Source organism: Photorhabdus namnaonensis (assembly GCF_001684335.1).
GTDB classification, from domain to species: Bacteria; Pseudomonadota; Gammaproteobacteria; order Enterobacterales; family Enterobacteriaceae; genus Photorhabdus; species Photorhabdus namnaonensis.
Map to the genome: position 1 here is coordinate 170,268 of NZ_LOIC01000095.1, position 20,555 is coordinate 190,822.

General features: G+C 42.7%; 20 protein-coding genes and 1 rRNA gene. 18 read left to right on the top strand and 3 right to left on the bottom strand.

Annotated features, from left to right (window positions below):
- The first annotated feature begins 82 nt into the window (after nucleotides 1-82).
- The 11 genes from Phpb_RS22150 to hemB all read left to right on the top strand — a co-directional run bounded on the left by Phpb_RS22150 (nucleotide 83) and on the right by hemB (nucleotide 8,901).
- Nucleotides 83-865, top strand: coding sequence for a tyrosine-protein phosphatase (locus Phpb_RS22150; RefSeq protein ID WP_065392248.1), 783 nt, complete (start codon nucleotides 83-85; stop codon nucleotides 863-865).
- 30 nt (nucleotides 866-895) lie between these two features.
- Nucleotides 896-1,027 carry a hypothetical protein gene (locus Phpb_RS27330; RefSeq protein WP_276204289.1) on the top strand — a complete coding sequence of 44 codons (132 nt, stop codon included), beginning with the start codon at nucleotides 896-898 and terminating at the stop codon, nucleotides 1,025-1,027.
- A 32-nt stretch (nucleotides 1,028-1,059) separates the two neighbouring features.
- Complete coding sequence (locus Phpb_RS22155; protein ID WP_377312254.1) at nucleotides 1,060-1,596, top strand: DedA family protein; 537 nt, start codon at nucleotides 1,060-1,062, stop codon at nucleotides 1,594-1,596.
- A gap of 165 nt (nucleotides 1,597-1,761) precedes the next feature.
- On the top strand, nucleotides 1,762-3,057 hold the full coding sequence (gene rmuC, locus Phpb_RS22160) for a DNA recombination protein RmuC (RefSeq protein ID WP_420848370.1): 1,296 nt from the start codon (nucleotides 1,762-1,764) through the stop codon (nucleotides 3,055-3,057).
- 72 nt (nucleotides 3,058-3,129) lie between these two features.
- The gene (ubiE, locus tag Phpb_RS22165) at nucleotides 3,130-3,885 is read left to right on the top strand and encodes a bifunctional demethylmenaquinone methyltransferase/2-methoxy-6-polyprenyl-1,4-benzoquinol methylase UbiE (RefSeq protein WP_065392249.1); all 756 of its coding nucleotides are present in this window, start codon (nucleotides 3,130-3,132) and stop codon (nucleotides 3,883-3,885) included.
- 1 nt (nucleotide 3,886) lies between these two features.
- Entirely contained in the window at nucleotides 3,887-4,537 is a 651-nt protein-coding gene (ubiJ, locus tag Phpb_RS22170; RefSeq protein ID WP_065392250.1) for a ubiquinone biosynthesis protein UbiJ, read from the top strand.
- A complete protein-coding gene (gene ubiB, locus Phpb_RS22175) occupies nucleotides 4,524-6,164 on the top strand; it encodes a ubiquinone biosynthesis regulatory protein kinase UbiB (RefSeq protein ID WP_065392251.1) in 1,641 nt (546 codons plus the stop codon). The genes ubiJ and ubiB overlap by 14 nt, the downstream gene beginning before the upstream one ends.
- Before the next feature lie 103 nt (nucleotides 6,165-6,267).
- Nucleotides 6,268-6,528 (top strand): Sec-independent protein translocase subunit TatA, encoded by a 261-nt coding sequence (gene tatA, locus Phpb_RS22180; RefSeq protein WP_065392252.1) that lies wholly within the window; start codon nucleotides 6,268-6,270, stop codon nucleotides 6,526-6,528.
- Between the two features lie 3 nt (nucleotides 6,529-6,531).
- A complete protein-coding gene (gene tatB / locus Phpb_RS22185) occupies nucleotides 6,532-6,975 on the top strand; it encodes a Sec-independent protein translocase protein TatB (protein WP_065392253.1) in 444 nt (147 codons plus the stop codon).
- A gap of 21 nt (nucleotides 6,976-6,996) precedes the next feature.
- The gene (tatC, locus tag Phpb_RS22190) at nucleotides 6,997-7,779 is read left to right on the top strand and encodes a Sec-independent protein translocase subunit TatC (protein ID WP_036778273.1); all 783 of its coding nucleotides are present in this window, start codon (nucleotides 6,997-6,999) and stop codon (nucleotides 7,777-7,779) included.
- Nucleotides 7,780-7,887: 108 nt separating this feature from the next.
- Nucleotides 7,888-8,901 (top strand): porphobilinogen synthase, encoded by a 1,014-nt coding sequence (gene hemB / locus Phpb_RS22195; RefSeq protein ID WP_065392254.1) that lies wholly within the window; start codon nucleotides 7,888-7,890, stop codon nucleotides 8,899-8,901.
- A gap of 49 nt (nucleotides 8,902-8,950) precedes the next feature.
- On the opposite strand, the gene rfaH is transcribed toward hemB, so the two are convergent.
- Entirely contained in the window at nucleotides 8,951-9,439 is a 489-nt protein-coding gene (gene rfaH / locus Phpb_RS22200) for a transcription/translation regulatory transformer protein RfaH (RefSeq protein WP_065392255.1), read from the bottom strand.
- Between the two features lie 611 nt (nucleotides 9,440-10,050).
- On the opposite strand from rfaH, the gene ubiD reads away from it, so the two are divergent.
- A complete protein-coding gene (gene ubiD, locus Phpb_RS22205; protein ID WP_065392256.1) occupies nucleotides 10,051-11,523 on the top strand; it encodes a 4-hydroxy-3-polyprenylbenzoate decarboxylase in 1,473 nt (490 codons plus the stop codon).
- Nucleotides 11,524-11,533: 10 nt separating this feature from the next.
- On the top strand, nucleotides 11,534-12,235 hold the full coding sequence (gene fre / locus Phpb_RS22210; RefSeq protein WP_065392257.1) for an NAD(P)H-flavin reductase: 702 nt from the start codon (nucleotides 11,534-11,536) through the stop codon (nucleotides 12,233-12,235).
- An 80-nt stretch (nucleotides 12,236-12,315) separates the two neighbouring features.
- Here the strand turns inward: fre and fadA are convergent, their stop codons facing one another.
- Together fadA and fadB are read right to left on the bottom strand one after the other, a co-directional pair.
- Nucleotides 12,316-13,482 (bottom strand): acetyl-CoA C-acyltransferase FadA, encoded by a 1,167-nt coding sequence (fadA, locus tag Phpb_RS22215; RefSeq protein ID WP_065392258.1) that lies wholly within the window; start codon nucleotides 13,480-13,482, stop codon nucleotides 12,316-12,318.
- Nucleotides 13,483-13,493: 11 nt separating this feature from the next.
- Entirely contained in the window at nucleotides 13,494-15,680 is a 2,187-nt protein-coding gene (fadB, locus tag Phpb_RS22220; RefSeq protein WP_065392259.1) for a fatty acid oxidation complex subunit alpha FadB, read from the bottom strand.
- A gap of 272 nt (nucleotides 15,681-15,952) precedes the next feature.
- On the opposite strand from fadB, the gene pepQ reads away from it, so the two are divergent.
- From pepQ to Phpb_RS22245, 5 genes are all read left to right on the top strand, one after another.
- Complete coding sequence (pepQ, locus tag Phpb_RS22225) at nucleotides 15,953-17,287, top strand: Xaa-Pro dipeptidase (protein ID WP_065392260.1); 1,335 nt, start codon at nucleotides 15,953-15,955, stop codon at nucleotides 17,285-17,287.
- Nucleotides 17,287-17,898, top strand: coding sequence for an IMPACT family protein (locus Phpb_RS22230; RefSeq protein WP_065392261.1), 612 nt, complete (start codon nucleotides 17,287-17,289; stop codon nucleotides 17,896-17,898). Before pepQ ends, Phpb_RS22230 begins: the two co-directional genes overlap by 1 nt.
- A 37-nt stretch (nucleotides 17,899-17,935) precedes the next feature.
- On the top strand, nucleotides 17,936-19,387 hold the full coding sequence (trkH, locus tag Phpb_RS22235) for a Trk system potassium transporter TrkH (protein WP_065392262.1): 1,452 nt from the start codon (nucleotides 17,936-17,938) through the stop codon (nucleotides 19,385-19,387).
- Nucleotides 19,388-19,410: 23 nt separating this feature from the next.
- Nucleotides 19,411-19,947: a menaquinone-dependent protoporphyrinogen IX dehydrogenase gene (gene hemG / locus Phpb_RS22240; protein WP_065392270.1), complete on the top strand. Its 537-nt coding sequence runs from the start codon at nucleotides 19,411-19,413 to the stop codon at nucleotides 19,945-19,947.
- 377 nt (nucleotides 19,948-20,324) lie between these two features.
- A 16S ribosomal RNA gene (locus Phpb_RS22245) occupies nucleotides 20,325-20,555 on the top strand; the annotation flags it as partial.

Sequence of the window (20,555 nt, forward strand, 5' to 3'; positions counted from 1 at the left end):
AGGCCGGAGTATTCCGGCTCACTCTTATTTTAAAGAGAAATCTGTTAATGTCTTAACACCTAACAATTAATTAAGAGTCATCATGATCACAACATCTTTATTGCATCCATCAGTGCTTCCACTCAATGGAGGGATTAATTTTCGTGATTTAGGCGGTAAAAAAGTCGCGAATGGTGGAAAAATCAAATCAGGTTTACTTTTCCGTTCTGGTTCTCTGGATCGCTTAACAGAAAAAGACCAATCTTTTCTGGCAAATAAAAATCTCTTTCAAATCATAGATTATCGTGATATCAGTGAAGTAGAGGATAAGCCTGATTTGGTATGGAATGGCGCTAATTATTATCACGCTCCGGCCAACCCCTTATCTGATGAAGTGAATGCGAATTTGGAAAAATTAGCGTCAGAGATGTTGGAACAATTTAATCCGCAGGCATTTATGTTCCGTCTTTATGAATTATTGCCTCTAAAAAACTCAGCCTATAAGACATTGGTTAAGTTACTGCAACAACCTGAAAAGGGGGGAATCGTCCAGCATTGTGCGGTGGGTAAAGACAGAACCGGTGTAGGTTCTGCTCTGGTATTATTTGCATTGGGGGCTGATTTGGATACGGTAATGGAGGATTATTTAGTGACTCACTCTACTCTGGCTCCTTACCGTGAATATTTGTTAAATGAGCATGCGAAAACCATGAGTGATGATGTGGTTGATAAATTCGCTTATGTTTATTCCGTGAGAGAAGAGTTTTTAATGACGGCATTAAACAGTATTAACCAGCATTATGGCAGTGTAGATATATGGCTGGAAAAAGATCTTGGCCTTGATTTTGCTGCTCGTAAGAAATTACAAGATTATTTCCTCGAATAAAAAGTTGGTTTAATTCTGGTTAATGCAGCGGTGGTTAAATTGAATGTGGTATTACCCGTTATCTTTCAAGTTGCCTCTTTGTTGGCTGCGCTCGCTCACCCCAGTCACATAGTTCGCTATGCTTCCGGGGATTCATTCCCTTACCGTCGCGATGCATCTTGAAATCCATAGGGTATATTAATCAATATAGGAATATGAATTTGAGTCTTCATGAAATAGTTGATCTGGTAATCGCTTTTGTTAAAGCTCATGATACTTGGATCATGCCGATTGTTTTCTTGCTCGCTTTTGGTGAATCTCTGGCTTTTTTCTCCTTGTTATTACCTGCAACGATAATATTGCTTGGATTGGGGGCATTAATAGGTGAAAGTGGCCTTAATTTCTGGCCAATTTGGTTGGCAGCCGCAGCGGGGGCTTTTTTGGGCGATTGGGTATCTTATATTGTAGGCGCCCATTTTAAAGGTGATGTTGGTAAAATTTGGCCTATTTCCCGTAAACCGCAATTACTGACACGAGTACACCATTTCTTTGAACGTTGGGGTATCTGGAGCATTTTCTTCGGGCGATTCTTTGGACCATTCCGGGCAATTGTGCCATTAGTCGCGGGTATTTGTGCCATGCCATTGCGTTATTTCCAGATAGCGAATATCTGTTCCGCACTTATCTGGTCTTTTGGCGTATTAGCTCCAGGCGCGTTTGGTTTGCAATGGTTAGTGAAATGGGTGAGTTAATTGGGAGCGGCTTCGCAGACTGAACCATCTGTATAAATCATTCTGGACATCTATACAGTGACAATTTAGTTTATCTGGTCTAAGCATTAGATAGAGGAAGTACCGGTGGGTATCCAGTTGTTATATACGTTGATAGGCGCTCTTGGCGGCCTGCTGGGCGGTGGTATTCTCGTTTGGTTCTCCGTTCATCAACGTATTCAACAGCAAGAGCTGGAATTACGGAAATTGGACAGCCAGCTTGCCGTTGCCAATGAGAAACTTGAACAATCCGCTTATTGGCGGGTTGAATGTGAACAATTGAACCAGGAATTACGGGCTCAGAGAGAAGTCAATAGCGTGCAAGAATCTGAACTGCGGGAAGTGACGACACGTCTGGAAGAGAGTCGCCTTGCGGCTGAAGAGAAACAGCGGTTGCTGATCAACAGTGAACTACGTTTGAATACGCAATTTGAGAATTTGGCTAATCGTATTTTTGAACAAACGGGTCGCCGTACTGATGAACAAAATCGGCAGAGTCTGAATACGCTTTTAGCGCCATTTCGCGAACAACTTGATGGCCTTCATCGGCAGGTACAGGAGAGCTTTGGTCAGGAAGCCCGTGAGCGTCATACTCTTGCACATGAAATCCGTAATTTACAGCAACTGAATGTCCAGATGGCGCAGGAAGCTATCAATCTGACAAATGCCCTTAAAGGTAATAATAAAATTCAGGGAGATTGGGGCGAAGTTGTGTTATCCCGTATTTTGGAAGCTTCTGGTTTACGAGAAGGGCATGAGTTTTGTACTCAGGTAAGTATCAAGGTAGAGGGTAACCGCCGTTTCCAACCCGATGTTATTGTTCATTTGCCGCAAGGAAAAGATGTGGTCATTGATGCCAAAATGTCGCTGGTCGCTTATGAGCGTTATTTTAACAGTGGCGACAGGCATCAGCAGGAGTTAGCCCTTCAAGAACATATCGACTCAATTAAAGGCCATATTCGTGGTTTGAGCCGCAAAGATTACCAACAATTGCCCGGGCTGAAATCGTTGGACTATGTATTGATGTTTATTCCGGTTGAACCCGCTTATCTGGTTGCGCTTAACAAGGCGCCTGAGCTGCTTGATGAAGCCCTTAAACACAATATTATGCTAGTTAGTCCATCAACATTGTTAGTTGCTGTACGTACTATTAATAACTTGTGGCGCTATGAGTATCAAAGCCAAAATGCGCGTTTAATCGCCGATAAGGCTGCCCGTATGTACGATAAAATGCGTTTGTTTGTCGATGACATGCAAGGTTTGGGGCAAAGTTTGGATAAGGCTCAACTTAATTATCGACTGGCAATGAAAAAGCTGACTGAGGGACGTGGCAACCTGATAAATCAGGCAGAGAGTTTTCGTAATTTAGGTGTTGAGGTGAAACGGCCGATTGATCCCGAACTGGTTGATAAGGCCAGCCAACCATTCTGTGCTAATGATTAATACCAGGATAGGGTTTTACCTGAAAGGCTGATACACTTTTATAACGCTTTGAATAAAAAATGGGCAAATAACATGGTAGACCACACGAAACAAACCACACATTTTGGTTTCCGTACTGTAGCAAAGGATGAAAAAGCAGGCATGGTGGCTGATGTGTTTCATTCCGTTGCGACAAAATACGATTTAATGAATGATTTAATGTCGTTTGGCATCCATCGTATCTGGAAGCGTGTGGCTATTGATGCCAGTGGTGTGCGAAGAGGTCAGAGGATACTTGATTTAGCGGGTGGTACCGGCGATCTGACCGCCAAATTTTCTCGTATAGTTGGTGAAAAAGGCGAAGTTGTTCTTGCTGATATCAATGAATCTATGCTGAAAGTTGGGCGTGAGAAATTACGTGATGCTGGTGTTGTTGGCAATGTCAGCTATGTGCAGGCCAATGCGGAAGCGTTGCCTTTCCCTGATAACTATTTTAATTGCATCACTATCTCTTTTGGTTTGCGCAATGTTACCGAAAAAGAAAAAGCCTTGCGTTCTATGTTTCGGGTGTTGAAGCCGGGTGGGCGTTTATTGGTACTTGAATTTTCTAAACCTTTGCTCGCGCCGTTAAGCAAAGCGTATGATGCTTATTCTTTCCATGTGCTGCCAAAAATTGGTCAGGTTTTTGTGCGGGATGCTGACAGTTATCGTTATCTGGCGGAATCCATCCGTATGCATCCTGATCAGGAAACGCTTAAAACGATGATGGAAGAGGCTGGCTTTGAACAGGTGACTTATACCAATATGACCGGCGGCATTGTTGCACTACACAGAGGTTTTAAATTTTGAGATGGAAAGACCATCACTGAGTACAGCCATTAATTCCACACTTACGCCGGTTTTAACCGCAGTGATGGAAACATCGTTGAATTACCTGTTGTACCGTGAACCGGTGTTAAGGCCAGCCCGTATGCGGTTGGTAGACAAAGTTTTGTCGATCGAATTAAAAGAGATGAACACGCCACTTACATTGGTGTTCAGTGAGAAACAGGTGGACGTATTAAGCCAATGGGGCGAATCTGCCGATTGCACGGTTAAAACTCACTTTGCTGCTTTGCTTAAACTACGGGATCGCCAACAAATTTCCAAATTGCTCAATAGCGGTGAAATGGTTATTGAAGGGGATATGCAGGTTGTTCAGCAATGGTCTGCTTTGTTAGATATGGTTGAATGGGATTTGGCCCATTATCTTTCTCCTTATTTCGGGGATATCGCTGCCGAAAGTATTAGTCAAGTCATTAAAAAGGGATTTCAGTTTGTTTCCGGTTCAATGGAATGTCAGAAAAATTATTTGGCGGAAGTGTTAACAGAAGAATGGAAATTGGCCCCAAATCAGCTTGAAGTGGCTTATTTCAGTGAAGAAGTTAGCATGTTGGCCAAAGATATCGGGCAAATAGAACAACGATTGGCAGTATTAGAGGGAAAATATGACTCCAGGTGAATTAAGGCGCCTTTATTTGATCATACGGGTTTTTCTTTCTTATGGATTGGATGAACTCATTCCTCGGATTCGCTTAACCTGGCCTCTTCGTTTTGGTCGTTATTTATTGTTCTGGGTCCCGAATAGATATAAAGATAAATCACTTGGAGAGAGATTGAGACTTGCCTTACAGGAATTAGGGCCTGTTTGGATTAAATTTGGACAAATGCTTTCAACGCGGCGTGATCTGTTTCCTCCGGCAATAGCGGATCAACTGGCATTGTTGCAAGATCGAGTCGCCTCTTTTGATGGTGCTTTGGCTCGTCAATATATTGAAACTGCTTTAGGGGGACCACTGGAAACTTGGTTCGATGATTTTGAACCTATTGCTTTGGCCTCTGCTTCAATTGCTCAAGTCCATACTGCTCGGCTAAAAGAGAATGGACAGGAAATTGTTATCAAAGTCATTCGTCCTGATATTCTGCCGATTATCAAAGCGGATATCCGGTTAATGTACCGTCTGGCTAATTGGGTACCAATGTTATTACCCGATGGACGCCGTTTACGTCCTCGTGAAGTTGTGCGGGAATACGAGAAGACGTTAATTGATGAACTGAATTTGCTGCGTGAAGCGGCGAATGCAATTCAACTCCGCCGTAATTTCGAAAATAGTGCGACGCTTTATGTACCGGAAATTTATTCTGATTATTGCTGTGAAAATGTTCTGGTGATGGAGCGGGTTTATGGTATCCCTGTTTCTGATATTGAAGCATTAGAAGCGCAGAATACCAATATGAAATTGTTGGCTGAACGGGGAGTACAGGTCTTTTTTACGCAGGTCTTTCGCGATAGTTTCTTCCATGCGGATATGCATCCGGGAAATATTTTTGTCAGCTATGAACGCCCCGAAGATCCGTTTTATATTGGTATTGATTACGGCATTGTTGGCTCTCTTAATAAAAATGATAAACGTTATCTGGCTGAGAATTTTATTGCTTTCTTTAATCGTGATTACCGGAAAGTTGCTGAACTTCATGTGGATTCAGGCTGGGTTCCTAGTGATACCAATGTTGAAGATTTTGAATTTGCGATCCGTACAGTTTGTGAGCCAATATTTGAGAAGCCACTGGCTGAAATTTCATTTGGTCATGTACTTCTGAATCTATTTAATACTGCCCGTCGTTTTAATATGGCGGTGCAGCCTCAGTTAGTTCTGTTACAAAAGACGCTTTTGTATGTGGAAGGCTTAGGACGGCAGCTCTATCCGCAGCTTGATTTGTGGAAAACAGCAAAACCGTTTCTGGAGGAGTGGTTGCATAGCCAGGTTGGATTACCGGCTGTTATTCGGGCGTTGAAAGAAAAAGCGCCTTATTGGGCAGAAAAGTTGCCAGAACTACCTGAATTAGTGTATGACAGTCTTCAGCAGCATAAACATTTGCAAGTGAGCATTGAGAAGTTATCAGGTCATTTGAAAGGGCAACAGATAAAACAGCGACAGTCTCAGTATTTGCTTGGTGTTGGTGCTACATTGTTTCTCTGTGGCAGTTTATTTTTGTTGTCTGGCTTGGCAAATATTCCTTGGTTGTTTATAGGCGCGGGTACCGTTTCATGGTTGTTTGGCTGGTGTCGTCTGAGTAAGGTCGAGTAAAATTTGTCTTATGGCAGATTTTTTTTGAAGGTCGGTTATAGTTCGTGGTATGTATAATGAGCTATCAAAATAATCCCTATTAATTAAATAGAGGTAAGTCAGCATGGGCGGTATAAGTATTTGGCAATTACTCATTATTGCGGTCATTGTGGTGCTGTTGTTTGGCACGAATAAACTCCGTACTTTGGGTTCTGATCTTGGGGCATCTATTAAAGGTTTTAAAAAGGCGATAGGGGATGATAATCAGTCTCAGCAGGCCCAAAAAACCGGTAGTGATGCCGATTTTGAGACGAAAAACATTACTGAAAAACAACCTGTAGCTCAATCTGAAACATCTGAGAGCAAAAACAAAGAGCAGGTATAAGCCGTGTTTGACATTGGTTTTAGCGAGCTGCTGCTGGTTATGGTCATTGGCTTGGTGGTTTTGGGGCCAGAACGGCTACCGGTGGCAGTAAAAACGGTTGCTGGTTGGATCAGAGCACTGCGCTCTTTAGCGGCTAACGTCCAAAATGAGCTGGCCCAAGAGCTGAAATTGCAGGAGCTCCAGGAAAGCCTGAAAAAAGTTCAAGAAGAGGCGGGGTTGCAGAATTTATCCCCAGAACTAAAAGCTTCGATGGATGAGCTAAAAGAAGCTGCTGAGTCTTTGAAAAAAGCATACCAAAATGAACCTGATGCAGAGAGTATGAAAGCATCAGGAATAAATGAGGCGGCACAAAAGCCGGCAGCGTCTCAGGTTGTGGCTTCATCTAAGCTTTTAGCTCCAGTTGATGATCAAACGGCTTCTGCAACGAAGAAAAAAACTTCTGATTAAGTTAATGGTGAACACTAAAACATGGCTGTTGATGATACCCAACCACTTATCAGTCACCTTATTGAACTGCGTAAGCGAATTCTAAACAGTTTATTGACTGTATTAGTGGTTTTTTTAGCATTGGTTTATTTTTCTAACGACATCTATCAAATGATTTCTGCGCCTTTGATTAAGCAATTGCCTCAAGGCGCCAGTATGATAGCGACAGATGTCGCCTCTCCCTTTTTTACGCCAATAAAACTGACCATTATGGTGTCGATATTTGTATCTGCGCCTATGGTTCTTTATCAAGTATGGGCATTTATTGCACCTGCGTTATATAAACATGAACGCCGCTTGATGATCCCTCTGCTTGTCTCCAGTAGCTTGTTGTTTTATTTGGGGATGGCATTTGCTTATTTTGTTGTATTTCCGATTGCTTTTGGATTCTTTGCTAAAACGGCGCCAGAAGGGGTGCTGATTGCAACGGATATCAGCAACTACTTAAGCTTTGTGATGGCACTGTTTATGGCCTTTGGCGTCTCTTTTGAAGTACCAGTCGCCATTATTTTATTGTGTTGGAGTGGGGTAGTTACTCCTGAGTCCTTGAAGAAAAAGCGTCCGTATATTTTGGTCGGTGCTTTTGTTGTTGGCATGTTGTTAACGCCGCCGGATGTTTTCTCGCAAACTTTGTTGGCTATTCCTATGTATCTGCTGTTTGAACTGGGGATTTTGCTCTCCCGTTTTTATACCGGACAGCGGAAATTGGGAGATCGTTCAGAGGAAGATGAACAGGAAACGCCAGAAGTGAATACGGAAAAGTGATAATAGTAATCTTAACATGTTGTTCTGTGGTGCTAAGATAATTAGACGAAGCGATAGCATATTAATTAACCCAGCGCGAGTGCGCTGGGTTTGAGTTAGGAGAGCTATATGAGCTATGCATTTCCAGGGACTTTCCCTGGTCGACGTATGCGCCGGTTGCGCTATCATGATTTTTCCCGCCGTCTGGTTGCTGAAAACCAATTAACTGTTAATGACTTAATCTATCCTGTATTTGTGATGGAAGGCACTAATCGTCGTCAAGAAGTGCCTTCCATGCCAGGAGTATATCGTCTGACAATGGATCTTTTGCTGAAAGAAGCTGAAGAGATTGCCCGGTTAGGGATTCCTGTATTGTCTCTGTTCCCCGTTATTGAAGCAGATAAAAAATCTCTGGGTGCGGAAGAGGCTTATAACCCTGATGGGTTGATTCAGCGTACGGTTCGTGCGTTGAAAGATGCTGTTCCTGAATTAGGGTTGCTAACTGATGTGGCATTGGATCCATTTACGACACATGGTCAGGATGGGATCATCGACCAGGATGGCTATGTAATGAATGATGTCACCAAAGAGATCTTGGTCAAACAGGCATTGTCACATGCCGAAGCTGGTGCTGAGATTGTGGCGCCGAGCGACATGATGGATGGGCGTATTGGTGCAATCCGTGAATTGTTTGAAGCGGAAGGACATGTAAATACTCAAATTATGGCTTACTCCGCTAAGTATGCTTCTGGTTATTACGGCCCATTCCGTGATGCAATCGGTTCAAACCGTAATCTGAAAGGAGGTAATAAAAAAACCTATCAGATGGACCCTGCGAATAGTGATGAAGCATTGCAGGAGATTGCACAGGATTTGCAGGAAGGCGCTGATACTGTAATGGTAAAACCAGGTATGCCCTACTTGGATGTTATCCGCAGGGTAAAAGATACATTCGGTGTACCAACCTTTGCTTATCAAGTATCTGGCGAATATGCCATGCATATGGCTGCTATTCAGAATGGTTGGTTACAGGAACAGGTAATTGTGGAGTCTCTGCTATGTTTCAAACGCGCAGGAGCAGATGGTGTACTGACCTATTTTGCGAAACAGGTTGCTCAACAGTTATATGAACAGAAACGTTAATATTTGATAAAAAACGGGCGAATGTAAATTTTGCCCGTTTTTTATTTGGTTAAATTTTCACAAACTGCTTATTATCAAGCGCTTTAGGTAATTGTTTATTCAGAATATTAAGTAACAGAATAGAACGGGTTTCTCCATCTGGCTCATTGTAGATAGCTTGCAATCCTTCAAAAATTCCTGCGGTGATTAATACGGTATCGCCCGCTACAGGTGTATCCGGTGATACGTATTCTTGCTCAGTTGCTGATACGATCTCTTTAATCAGCGTTTCTGGTACGATAGCAGGGTGCACGCCAAAACGGACAAAATGGCTAACACCGCGTGTTGAATTGATAGTTGTAGTATGAATAACTTCAGGGTCAAACTGAACGAACAGATAATTAGGAAAAAGTGGTTCTATATTCACAGTACGTTTACCACGGGTTATTTTTTCAATTCTCGCGGTAGGAGTCAGGCAAGCAACATCCTGTCGTTCCAGATTTTCTATTGCTCGTGAAATTTGCCCACGCTTACAGTAAATGAGGTACCAGTTTTCCATCTTTATTTAACCTTGATCCAATGACTATTAAGCATAGCAAAATAGAAAAGGGCGTTACAGGCATTATCTTAGTGATAATTGTTTAATGATGCATATTTATTGTTATGAGTAGATCTTATGTTTTTCAGTAAAAAAGCGATAAGTAATATTTTGATAAGTGACAGATAAAGTAATTAATATAAAATCGATTGTTATTTGTTCAATAGATATTAATAAAAGAAAAATATCAGTATTTCTGTTGAGTAATTGCAAAATTTGATAGTCATTAAGCAGTCATATGGGAAATTTGTGGTGAGCGATTGGCTGTATCTTGCTCAGTGAACCCAGAGGAGATAGTGATAACATTATTTCGGTGGTAAGAGTGAAGGTATCAGACTGTTCTAGCGTAACATGTTCCAACTAAACATCTTACTGAGTAATTTGATGCTCAAATATTAACTCATTAGGCTCTATTTCGTTGTATTTGACTTTAAGGTCGCAAGGTTGAATTAACCCCGTTGCTTTTTAGTAACTTATTGGTTTACTTTGTAGTCTTCTGAAAAAAACACAAAAAAGCTGAGTGGGATGGCTTATAATGATTTTCCCCTTAAAAACCGGCATAAATGAATAGTATGAAATACCGTGATTTAAGAGATTTTCTAACCTTATTGGAGCATAAAGGTGAGTTGAAACGCATCAGTCTTGAAGTTGATCCTTATTTGGAGATGACTGAGATTGCAGATCGTACCCTTCGCGCTGGTGGGCCTGCCTTGTTGTTTGAAAATCCCAAAGGTTATTCGATGCCTGTATTGTGTAATTTGTTCGGTACTACTGAGCGTGTTGCTATGGGGATGGGGCAGAAAGATGTTAAAGCTTTGCATGATGTAGGTAAGCTATTAGCTTTTTTGAAAGAACCCGATCCTCCAAAAGGTTTTCGTGATTTACTGGATAAGCTACCGAAATTTAAGCAAGTCCTTAATATGCCAACTAAACGGCTTAATACTGCGCCTTGTCAGGAATATGTTTCGGTTGGCGACGATGTAGATTTAACCCGTATTCCTATCATGCACTGTTGGCCAGAGGATGCTGCGCCATTGATTACTTGGGGGCTGACAGTCACTCGTGGCCCGAATAAAGAGCGGCAAAATCTTGGTATTTATCGCCAGCAAGTATTAGGTAAAAATAAACTCATTATGCGCTGGTTATCTCACCGTGGTGGTGCGCTTGATTTTCAGGAATGGTGTCAGGCACATCCAGGAGAACGTTTCCCGGTGGCTGTTGCCTTGGGGGCTGATCCTGCGACAATATTGGGGGCTGTGACGCCGGTTCCTGATACATTATCGGAATATGCATTTGCCGGGTTATTAAGAGGATATAAAACAGAAGTTGTGAAATGTCTTTCAAGTAACTTGGAGGTGCCAGCCAGTGCTGAGATTGTATTGGAGGGGTATATTGAGCCTGGGGAGTTAGCTCCAGAAGGGCCATATGGTGATCATACGGGCTATTATAATGAAGTCGATATGTTCCCGGTGTTCACTGTGACACATATTACTCAGCGTCATGATGCTATTTATCATTCGACTTATACTGGCCGCCCGCCAGATGAACCTGCTGTGTTGGGGGTTGCATTGAATGAGGTGCTGGTACCGATTTTACAAAAACAGTTTCCTGAAATTGTCGATTTTTATCTGCCTCCTGAAGGTTGTTCCTATCGTCTTGCCGTCGTGACTATGAAGAAACAATATCCGGGCCATGCCAAGCGGGTCATGATGGGGGTTTGGTCATATCTACGGCAATTTATGTATACAAAGTTTGTTATTGTTTGTGATGATGATATCAATGCCAGAGACTGGAACGATGTCATTTGGGCAATCACTACGCGAATGGACCCGGCGAGAGATACAGTATTAATGGAGAATACTCCGATAGATTATCTCGATTTTGCATCGCCAGTTTCAGGATTAGGTTCGAAAATGGGAATGGATGCAACGAATAAGTGGCCGGGAGAGACGCAGAGGGAATGGGGACGTCCTATTGTGATGAGTGAAGAAGTGCGTACCCGCGTCGACAAAATCTGGGATGAATTAGATATTTTAGGACCATAAGAGGGAACGCATGACAACACTGAGCTGCAAAGTAACCTCTGTAGAGGCTATTACTGATACGGTTTATCGGGTACGGTTACTTCCCGATTCTCCGTTCTCATTCCGTGCCGGTCAGTACCTGATGGTGGTAATGGATGAGAGAGATAAACGTCCGTTTTCAATGGCATCAACGCCTTCAGAAAAGGAGTTTATTGAATTACATATTGGCGCTTCTGAACTGAATTTGTATGCAATGGCTGTGATGGATAGAATTCTGGATCAGAAAATGATCAATATTGATATCCCTCATGGTAAAGCTTGGTTCCGTCAAAGCAGCGCTAATCCGCTATTATTAATTGCCGGCGGTACGGGGTTTTCTTACACCCGTTCAATATTACTGACAGCGTTAGAAGAACAACCTGAACGTCAGATCTCTATGTATTGGGGAGGTAGAGAATTACAACATTTATATGATCTTGCTGAATTACAGTTACTTACAGAGTGCTATCCTAATTTGAAGGTTGTTCCGGTTGTTGAACAGTCAGAGAATGGTTGGTGTGGACGTACAGGAACTGTGCTTAAAGCAGTACTAGAGGATTTTGGTAGTTTGGTCAATTATGATATTTACATCGCAGGGCGATTTGAAATGGCAAAAATTGCTCGTGAGCGCTTTTGTGGCGAGCGTGATGCTTCTGCTGACAACATGTATGGTGATGCTTTCGAATTCATTTAAAATAATAAAAAAACCCGCCCCTGACAGGCGGGAATTACGGCAACAACGACTCAGTTATAATAATTCTTACAGATACGTTCTTAATCCATTCTTTCTATAATGGTGGCGATACCTTGGCCTAAACCGATACACATGGTTGCCAGCCCAAATTGAACATCACGGCGTTCCATTAAGTTCAGCAACGTTGTTGTGATGCGAGCACCTGAGCAGCCTAGAGGATGACCGAGAGCAATTGCGCCGCCATTTAGGTTAACTTTGTCATCCATACTATCTAGCAAATTCAGACCTTTCAGGCAGGCAAGTGACTGAGCAGCAAATGCTTCGTTTAATTCCATCACACCAATATCACTCAGTTCTAAACCTGCTTTCTTGAGCGCCATTTGTGTAGCTGGGACCGGGCCATATCCCATAATGGAAGGATCGCAACCAACAGCTGCCATAGAACGGATGCGGGCACGAGGTTTAAGCCCCAGATTCTTGGCGTAACTTTCACTGGTTATCAACATTGCAGACGCACCATCGGATAAAGCAGAAGAGCTGCCTGCTGTGACTGAGCCTGTTACTGGATCGAATACAGGACGCAGTGCGGCTAGATCTTTCAGATTAGTATCCGGGCGAATTACCTCATCGTAATCAAACAGCTTCAATATGCCATCGGCATCGTGACCATAAATTGCTGATATTTCATTGGAGAATGCGCCTGATTGTGTTGCCTGTGTTGCACGTTGGTGCGAACGAAGTGCAAATTCATCTTGCATTTCACGGCTGATATGGTGAATCTTCGCCAACATTTCAGCGGTTAAACCCATGACTCCTGCGGCTTTGGCAACGCTCAGACTCATTTTAGGGTGGAAATCCACGCCATGAGTCATTGGAACGTGGCCCATGTGCTCTACACCACCGATCAGTGTGACATTGGCTTCTCCGGTCATGATCATACGAGCGCCATCATGCAGCGCTTGCATTGATGAACCACATAGCCGGTTAACAGTCACGGCTGGTACAGAGTGAGGGATATCAGCCAGTAAAGCTGCATTACGGGCAATGTTGAAACCTTGCTCTAGAGTTTGCTGTACACAGCCCCAGTAGATGTCATCAATTTCATGTTGCTGTATTGCCGGATTACGTTTAAATAGCTCTTTCATCAGGTGAGCGGAGAGATCTTCAGCCCGGACCTGACGGAATGCACCACCTTTTGAGCGCCCCATTGGGGTGCGGATGCCATCAATAATGACTACATTTTCCATGTTTCCAGACCTCACGCTGTTTTTCCGGTGCTGACAGCAATCGTTGCTGCTGTAGGATAGTAACTTTCATTACGTTCAGCTTTGGCTTTCAGACCAGGTGGTACCTGATAAAGAGCACCGAGGTGAGCATAATTTTCAGCCATTTTTACGTAAGCTGCTGTTCCCATTGTTTCCAGATAACGGAAAACACCACCGTGGAATGGAGGGAAACCAAGGCCATAAACCAGAGCCATATCTGCTTCTGCCGGGCTGGCAATGACTCCTTCTTCCAGACAACGGACAACTTCGTTGATCATCGGGATCATAGTACGTGCAATGATCTCTTCACCGGAGAAATTACTCTTCTGTTGGCAGATAGTTGCCAGCAGTTGGTCTGTTTGCTCGTCCTGCTCTTTTTTAGGCTTACCTTTCTTATCTTGAGTGTACTTGTAGAAACCAAGGCCGTTTTTCTGCCCGTAACGTTGATTGTCATATAGAACATCAATGGCATCTTTATAATCACGCTCCATTCGATCTGGGAACCCTTGGGCCATGACTGATTGAGCATGATGTGCAGTATCAAGACCAATAACATCAATAAGATAAGCAGGACCCATTGGCCAACCAAATTCTTTCTCCATGATTTTGTCTATTTGGCGGAAATCACCACCATCACGCAATAGCAGACCGAAGCCAAGGAGATAAGGAAGCAGTACCCGGTTTACAAAGAACCCTGGACAGTCGTTAACGACGATCGGAGTTTTACCCATTTTGCTGGCATAGGCGACTACGGTTGAAATTGTCTTTTCAGACGTTTTTTCACCGCGAATTATTTCAACTAACGGCATGCGGTGTACCGGGTTGAAGAAATGCATACCACAGAAGTTTTCCGGGCGTTTTAGGGATTTAGCCAATTCCGAAATCGGAATTGTTGATGTATTGGAAGCTAGGACACAATCTTCATTAACCAGAGTTTCAGCTTCTGATAGTACAGCCGCTTTGATCTTAGGATTTTCTACTACAGCTTCAACCACGATTTGAGCCTGTTCGATACCGGCATAATTTAAGGTAGGTTGAATAGAAGAGAGGGTTTTCGCCATTTTTATGGCATCTAGACGGCCACGTTCAAACTGCTTGTTTAGCAGTTTCGCGGCTTCACTCATACCTAATTCAAGGGCTTGCTGGCTGATGTCTTTCATCATGACAGGCATCCCTTTGCGGGCAGATTGATAGGCTATACCACCACCCATAATTCCTGCACCTAGAACTGCGGCATACTCAGGTGTTGTGACTTCTTTCAGATGTTTTTTTGCCAGCCCTTTTACATATTGGTCATTAAGAAAAATGCCCACTAAGGCACGGGCAACATTTGTCTGTGCTAGAGGAATGAAGCTGGCGGTTTCTTGTTTCAACGCTTCATCGCGACCAAGTGTAGCGGCTTTTTCTATGGATTTAACTGCGGCGATGGGAGCTGGATAATGAGGACCGGCGACTTTCATCACCATACCTTTTGCCACACTAAAACTCATGCTTCGTTCAATTTCATTGAGTTTCAAAGGCTCTAATTTCGGCTGGCGTGCGGCTTTCCAGTCAAGGTTCCCTGCAATTGCTTGTTCCAGCATTGATACTGCGGAGTCAACCAATTTTTCTTTGGGAACAACAGCATCAATCAAACCGTTTTTCAATGCATCTTCTGCACCAATGTCTTTACCTGCTGCAATGATATCTAGAGCATTATCAGTCCCGATCAAGCGTGGAAGGCGAACAGAGCCGCCAAAACCAGGCATAATACCAAGTTTGGTTTCTGGCAGCCCAATGCGTACATCCGGGGAGGCCACACGGAAATCTGTAGATAGAACACATTCACAACCACCACCAAGAGCATAACCGTTTATTGCCGAAATGGTTGGTACAGGTAAATCTTCTATCCGGTTTAAAATGCTATTTGAAAAGTTAAGCCATTCTTGCAGTTTTTCTACAGGTGAATCGAATAAAGAGAGGAATTCAGTAATATCTGCACCAACAATAAATGCAGCTTTTTCAGAACGTAATAAAACGCCTTTCAGTCCAGTTTGTTGCTCCAGGCTAGCAACAGCCTTATCGAGAGATGCAACGGTTTTGGTATCTAGTTTATTAATCGCGGCTGGGGCATTGAAAACCAGTTCAGCAATGCCATCTTTCAGCCAGCTTACTTGAATTGTTTCACTTTGATAGAGCATGTCGTTCTCCTAAATGAGCGCATACCATCTGGTATGACCAGATGGGTTTGATTGTGGTTATTATGTTAAGTAAATGCAAATGAGTGATTAGTTTTTTGCAAGGGTGATCACAAGTGAGATTTGTATCTCATTGACAATAATTGTTTTTATATTTTGGTAAATAAGGTGTTAGCGGGAGCCGATAAATTGAGCGGGTTTTGCGTGATACCTGCAAATATCAATGGCTGTGATAAGCTAATGGTCTAGCCATAAAATAAAAAAGGTCAATTGAAATGGAAAAGTTGGCATCTCTGTACCACGAACATATCTCTACATTGCAGCAACGTACCTGTGAAGCATTGGCCCGTAATCAATTAGATGCTTTGCTGATTCACTCTGGTGAGTTACAGCGTATTTTTCTTGATGATAGAGACTACCCTTTCAAAGTTAACGCTCACTTCAAAGCTTGGGTGCCAGTAACTAAAGTACCTAATTGTTGGTTGTGGGTAGATGGTATTAATAAGCCTAAATTATGGTTTTACTCACCGGTAGATTATTGGCACAGCGTAGAACCGCTACCGACTAGCTACTGGACTAAAGAAGTTGAAATGATCCATCTGACAAATGCTGGAGATATCAATGCAGAGTTAAGCACTTATGTGAAGCAGAATGTTGCTTACATTGGTTGCTCACCACAAAGAGCAAAAGAGATTGGTTTCTCTGAACACAATATTAATCCAAAGCCTGTCCTTGATTATTTGCATTTCTATCGTTCATACAAAACAGATTATGAATTAGCTTGTATGCGTGAAGCACAAAAAACAGCTATTGTCGGGCATTTGGCCGCTTATGAAGCATTTCAGGTTGGGATGAGTGAATTTGATATTAATATCTCTTATCTTACGGCAACAGGTCATCGTGATACAGATGTACCTTATGACAATATTATTGCTATGAATGAGAATGCGGCTGTTTTGCATTACACTGTATTGCAACACAATGTACCTTCAGAGATACGTAGTTTCCTGATTGATGCCGGTGCTGAATATAATGGCTATGCAGCAGATATCACCCGTACTTATTCAGCAAAAAGCAATAACGAATTTTCCTCTTTAATTAAAGATATGAACGCTGAACAAAAAGCGCTAATCAGTACAATTAAAGCAGGCGTTCGCTATACCGAATATCATATTCAGATGCATTATCGGATTGCTAAATTGTTGAAAAAATATGGTATCGTGAAAGATGTTAGTGAAGAAGTCATGGTTGAAAAAGGTCTGACAACGCCATTCTTTCCACATGGTATTGGTCATCCTCTTGGATTACAGGTCCATGATGCGGCAGGGTTTATGCAGGATGATACAGGTACACATTTGGCAGCTCCGGATATGTATCCTTATCTGCGTTGTACCCGTATTCTGGAACCTCGCATGGTGCTGACTATCGAGCCAGGTCTTTATTTCATCGAGTCGCTGCTTGCACCTTGGCGTGACAGTGAGTTCAACAGACATTTTGACTGGAATAAAATTGGGATGTTTAAACCTTTCGGTGGTATTCGTATCGAAGACAATATTGTGATCCATGAAAATAAAGTGGAAAACATGACTAGGGATCTTCAATTGCCATAATGAAGCCTTATTTGATACCCGCAGCTTCAGTGAGTTTTACTGAGGAGATTAAAAAAAGTCGCTTTATTACCTTGTTGGAGCATACTTGCGGGGTGGATGAGGCCAAGGAGTTTATCCAGCGAATCAAAGCTCAGTACCCTGATGCCCGCCATCATTGCTGGGCCTTTGTTGCTGGTGCGCCGGATGATTCACAACAGTTGGGTTTTTCAGATGATGGCGAGCCTTCAGGGACCGCAGGTAAACCGATGCTATCCCAGCTTATGGGAAATAATGTTGGTGAAATAACCGCGGTCGTTGTTCGTTATTTTGGTGGAATAAAATTAGGTACCGGTGGGTTAGTAAGGGCATATGGAAGTGGTGTTCAACAGGCGCTGAAATTGCTGGAAACAAAATATAAGGTTCCACAGAAACTCTGTTCCTTGCAGTGTGAATATGCCCATATCTCTATGATTGAACAGTTATTACAGAAATCATCAGGGCAAATTATTTCCAGTGAGTATGCAGAGAATGTTACTTTGCGGATTTCACTTCCAACTACCTTAGTGGGGGAAGTCGGTGATAAATTACGTGATCTAAGTCGTGGTGTACTGCATTTAACACCTGATCTGTAAATATTCTCTGTAACTGGATTTCTAAGGAACCAGCTAAATGCATTTTCGTGCCATAACCCGTATTGTTGGGCTACTTGTCATTCTTTTCTCTGTCACCATGATAATTCCAGGATTGGTAGCACTTATCTATCGTGATGGCGCTGGGCGTGCATTTAGTCAGACATTTATTTTTGCCTTAATTATTGGTTTGATGCTTTGGATACCAAATCGGGAGCAAAAACATGAATTAAAGCCCCGAGAAGGGTTTCTTATCGTTGCTTTATTTTGGATAGTACTTGGTAGTGTTGGGGCTTTACCTTTCATCTTTTCTGAACAGCCAAATCTTTCTATTACAGATGCATTTTTTGAGTCTTTCTCCGGTTTAACAACAACGGGCGCTACAACCCTAATTGGGCTTGATTCCTTGCCTAAAGCGGTTCTTTTCTACCGGCAGATGCTGCAATGGTTAGGTGGTATGGGGATTATTGTGCTGGCTGTTGCAATATTGCCTCTACTTGGGGTTGGGGGAATGCAACTCTATCGGGCTGAAATGCCTGGCCCTTTGAAAGATAATAAAATGCGCCCACGAATTGCTGAAACGGCAAAAACCTTATGGTTGATTTATGTGTTACTGACAATTGCTTGTGCTTTGGCATTGTGGGCTGCGGGAATGTCAGTTTTTGATGCCATTTCTCATAGTTTTTCAACTATCGCAATTGGTGGATTTTCTACACATGACGCAAGTATTGGTTATTTCAATAGCCCCGCGATAAATACCATTATTGCGATTTTTCTGCTGATTTCTGGTTGTAATTTTGGTTTGCACTTCTCGGTATTAACGGGACGTAGCCTGACAGTATATTGGCGGGACCCTGAATTCCGCATGTTTATCTCCATTCAATTAGTGCTTGTTATTATTTGCACTCTGATCTTATGGCATCACTCTGTTTATAAGTCGGGGATGGAGACACTAAACCAAGCTTTTTTCCAGGTTGTTTCAATGGCGACAACGGCAGGGTTCAGCACAGATAGCTTTGCACGTTGGCCATCATTTTTGCCAATATTACTGTTGTGTTCCGCGTTTATTGGTGGTTGTGCGGGGTCAACGGGAGGAGGGCTGAAAGTCATTCGTATCTTATTACTATTCCTGCAAGGTTCCCGTGAATTGAAGAGATTGGTTCATCCAAATGCGGTTTATACCCTCAAGCTAGGGCGAAGAGCATTACCTGAACGGATTATTGAAGCTGTTTGGGGATTCTTCTCTGCTTATGCCTTGGTATTTATCATTAGCTTGTTATTACTTATTGCAACTGGTGTAGATGAACTTTCTGCGTTTTCTGCAATAGCCGCTACACTAAATAATCTAGGGCCTGGGTTGGGTGTTGTTGCGGATAACTTCACTGCAATGAATCCGGCAGCCAAATGGATATTAGTTATAACGATGTTGTTTGGTCGCTTGGAAGTATTCACTTTATTAGTTTTATTTACACCAACCTTCTGGCGTGAATAGTCTATTAGGAGAGGGGTATGGCTATGAATTGTTTGTTACTTTATTCCAGTCGGGATGGGCAGACTAAGAAAATTATTACCCGCATTGCTGAAAATCTACGCAAATCAGCGGGGGTATGCGAGCTCATAGATTTAGCAACAGTAAAAATGATCAATTTGGAAGCTTATGACAAAGTTATGATTGGGGCTTCGATCAGATATGGTCATTTTAATTCGGCACTGAAAAAGTTTGCGATCTGTCATCAACAACAACTTAATAAAATGCCAACTGCGTTTTTTGGTGTGAATCTGACAGCAAGGAAGCCAGCGAAACGTACACCAGAAACGAATGTGTATGTTCGTAAATTTCTGCTTAATACTCCCTGGAAGCCAGATTTATGTGGTGTTTTTGCTGGTGCATTACTTTATCCCCGTTATCATTGGTTGGATCGGGTTATGGTGAAAATAATTATGAAGATGACCGGTGGGGAAACTGATACAACCAAAGAAATTGAATATACCGACTGGCAGCAAGTCGATCGTTTTGCTAATGATTTCCTTGAAATAGTGAGTGAAAAATAACTGATTTGTTCTTTTTGTCAGTGTTTTGTTGAAAAAATCTGCGAATAGCAATTTTTTTTCAATAAACGCTTGCCAGCGTCAAAGAACTCCCTATAATGCGCCACCACTGACCGACACAACGCTGATAAACATTGTGAGGTCAGGCAGAGGAAAGCGAATAAGCGCTTGACTCTGCGGGCGAGAAGCGTAATATACGCAGCCCGGCTGAACGAGAATGTTATTTTTTGATTCAGTCTGCTCTTTAACAATTAATCAGACAATCTGTGTGGGCACTCACAAGACCGTATCACAAAAAATATGTTTTAAAGTCTTGAAGAGTGAACAACAGTTAATTCATTACGAACTAATGAGTCAGAATTCTTTGAGCATCAAACTTTAAATTGAAGAGTTTGATCATGGCTCAGATTGAACGCTGGCGGCAGGCCTAACACATGCAAGTCGGGCGGTAACAGGAAAGCGCCTGCGCTTTTGCTGACGAGCGGCGGACGGGTGAGTAATGTCTGGGGATCTGCCCGAGGGTGGGGGATAACCACTGGAAACGGTGGCTAATACCGCATAATGTCGCAAGACCAAAGTGGGGGACCTGAAAGGGCCTCACGCCGTCGGAT

Excerpts from the sequence above, each read along its gene's own strand:
- Phpb_RS22150 (WP_065392248.1), top strand. The coding sequence starts at position 83 with ATGATCACAACATCTTTATTGCATCCATCAGTGCTTCCACTCAATGGA.
- Phpb_RS22155 (WP_377312254.1), top strand. The coding sequence starts at position 1,060 with ATGAATTTGAGTCTTCATGAAATAGTTGATCTGGTAATCGCTTTTGTT.
- ubiE (WP_065392249.1), top strand. The coding sequence starts at position 3,130 with ATGGTAGACCACACGAAACAAACCACACATTTTGGTTTCCGTACTGTA.
- ubiJ (WP_065392250.1), top strand. The coding sequence starts at position 3,887 with ATGGAAAGACCATCACTGAGTACAGCCATTAATTCCACACTTACGCCG.
- ubiB (WP_065392251.1), top strand. The coding sequence starts at position 4,524 with ATGACTCCAGGTGAATTAAGGCGCCTTTATTTGATCATACGGGTTTTT.
- tatA (WP_065392252.1), top strand. The coding sequence starts at position 6,268 with ATGGGCGGTATAAGTATTTGGCAATTACTCATTATTGCGGTCATTGTG.
- tatC (WP_036778273.1), top strand. The coding sequence starts at position 6,997 with ATGGCTGTTGATGATACCCAACCACTTATCAGTCACCTTATTGAACTG.
- hemB (WP_065392254.1), top strand. The coding sequence starts at position 7,888 with ATGAGCTATGCATTTCCAGGGACTTTCCCTGGTCGACGTATGCGCCGG.
- rfaH (WP_065392255.1), bottom strand. The coding sequence starts at position 9,439 with ATGGAAAACTGGTACCTCATTTACTGTAAGCGTGGGCAAATTTCACGA.
- ubiD (WP_065392256.1), top strand. The coding sequence starts at position 10,051 with ATGAAATACCGTGATTTAAGAGATTTTCTAACCTTATTGGAGCATAAA.
- fre (WP_065392257.1), top strand. The coding sequence starts at position 11,534 with ATGACAACACTGAGCTGCAAAGTAACCTCTGTAGAGGCTATTACTGAT.
- fadA (WP_065392258.1), bottom strand. The coding sequence starts at position 13,482 with ATGGAAAATGTAGTCATTATTGATGGCATCCGCACCCCAATGGGGCGC.
- fadB (WP_065392259.1), bottom strand. The coding sequence starts at position 15,680 with ATGCTCTATCAAAGTGAAACAATTCAAGTAAGCTGGCTGAAAGATGGC.
- pepQ (WP_065392260.1), top strand. The coding sequence starts at position 15,953 with ATGGAAAAGTTGGCATCTCTGTACCACGAACATATCTCTACATTGCAG.
- Phpb_RS22230 (WP_065392261.1), top strand. The coding sequence starts at position 17,287 with ATGAAGCCTTATTTGATACCCGCAGCTTCAGTGAGTTTTACTGAGGAG.
- trkH (WP_065392262.1), top strand. The coding sequence starts at position 17,936 with ATGCATTTTCGTGCCATAACCCGTATTGTTGGGCTACTTGTCATTCTT.
- hemG (WP_065392270.1), top strand. The coding sequence starts at position 19,411 with ATGAATTGTTTGTTACTTTATTCCAGTCGGGATGGGCAGACTAAGAAA.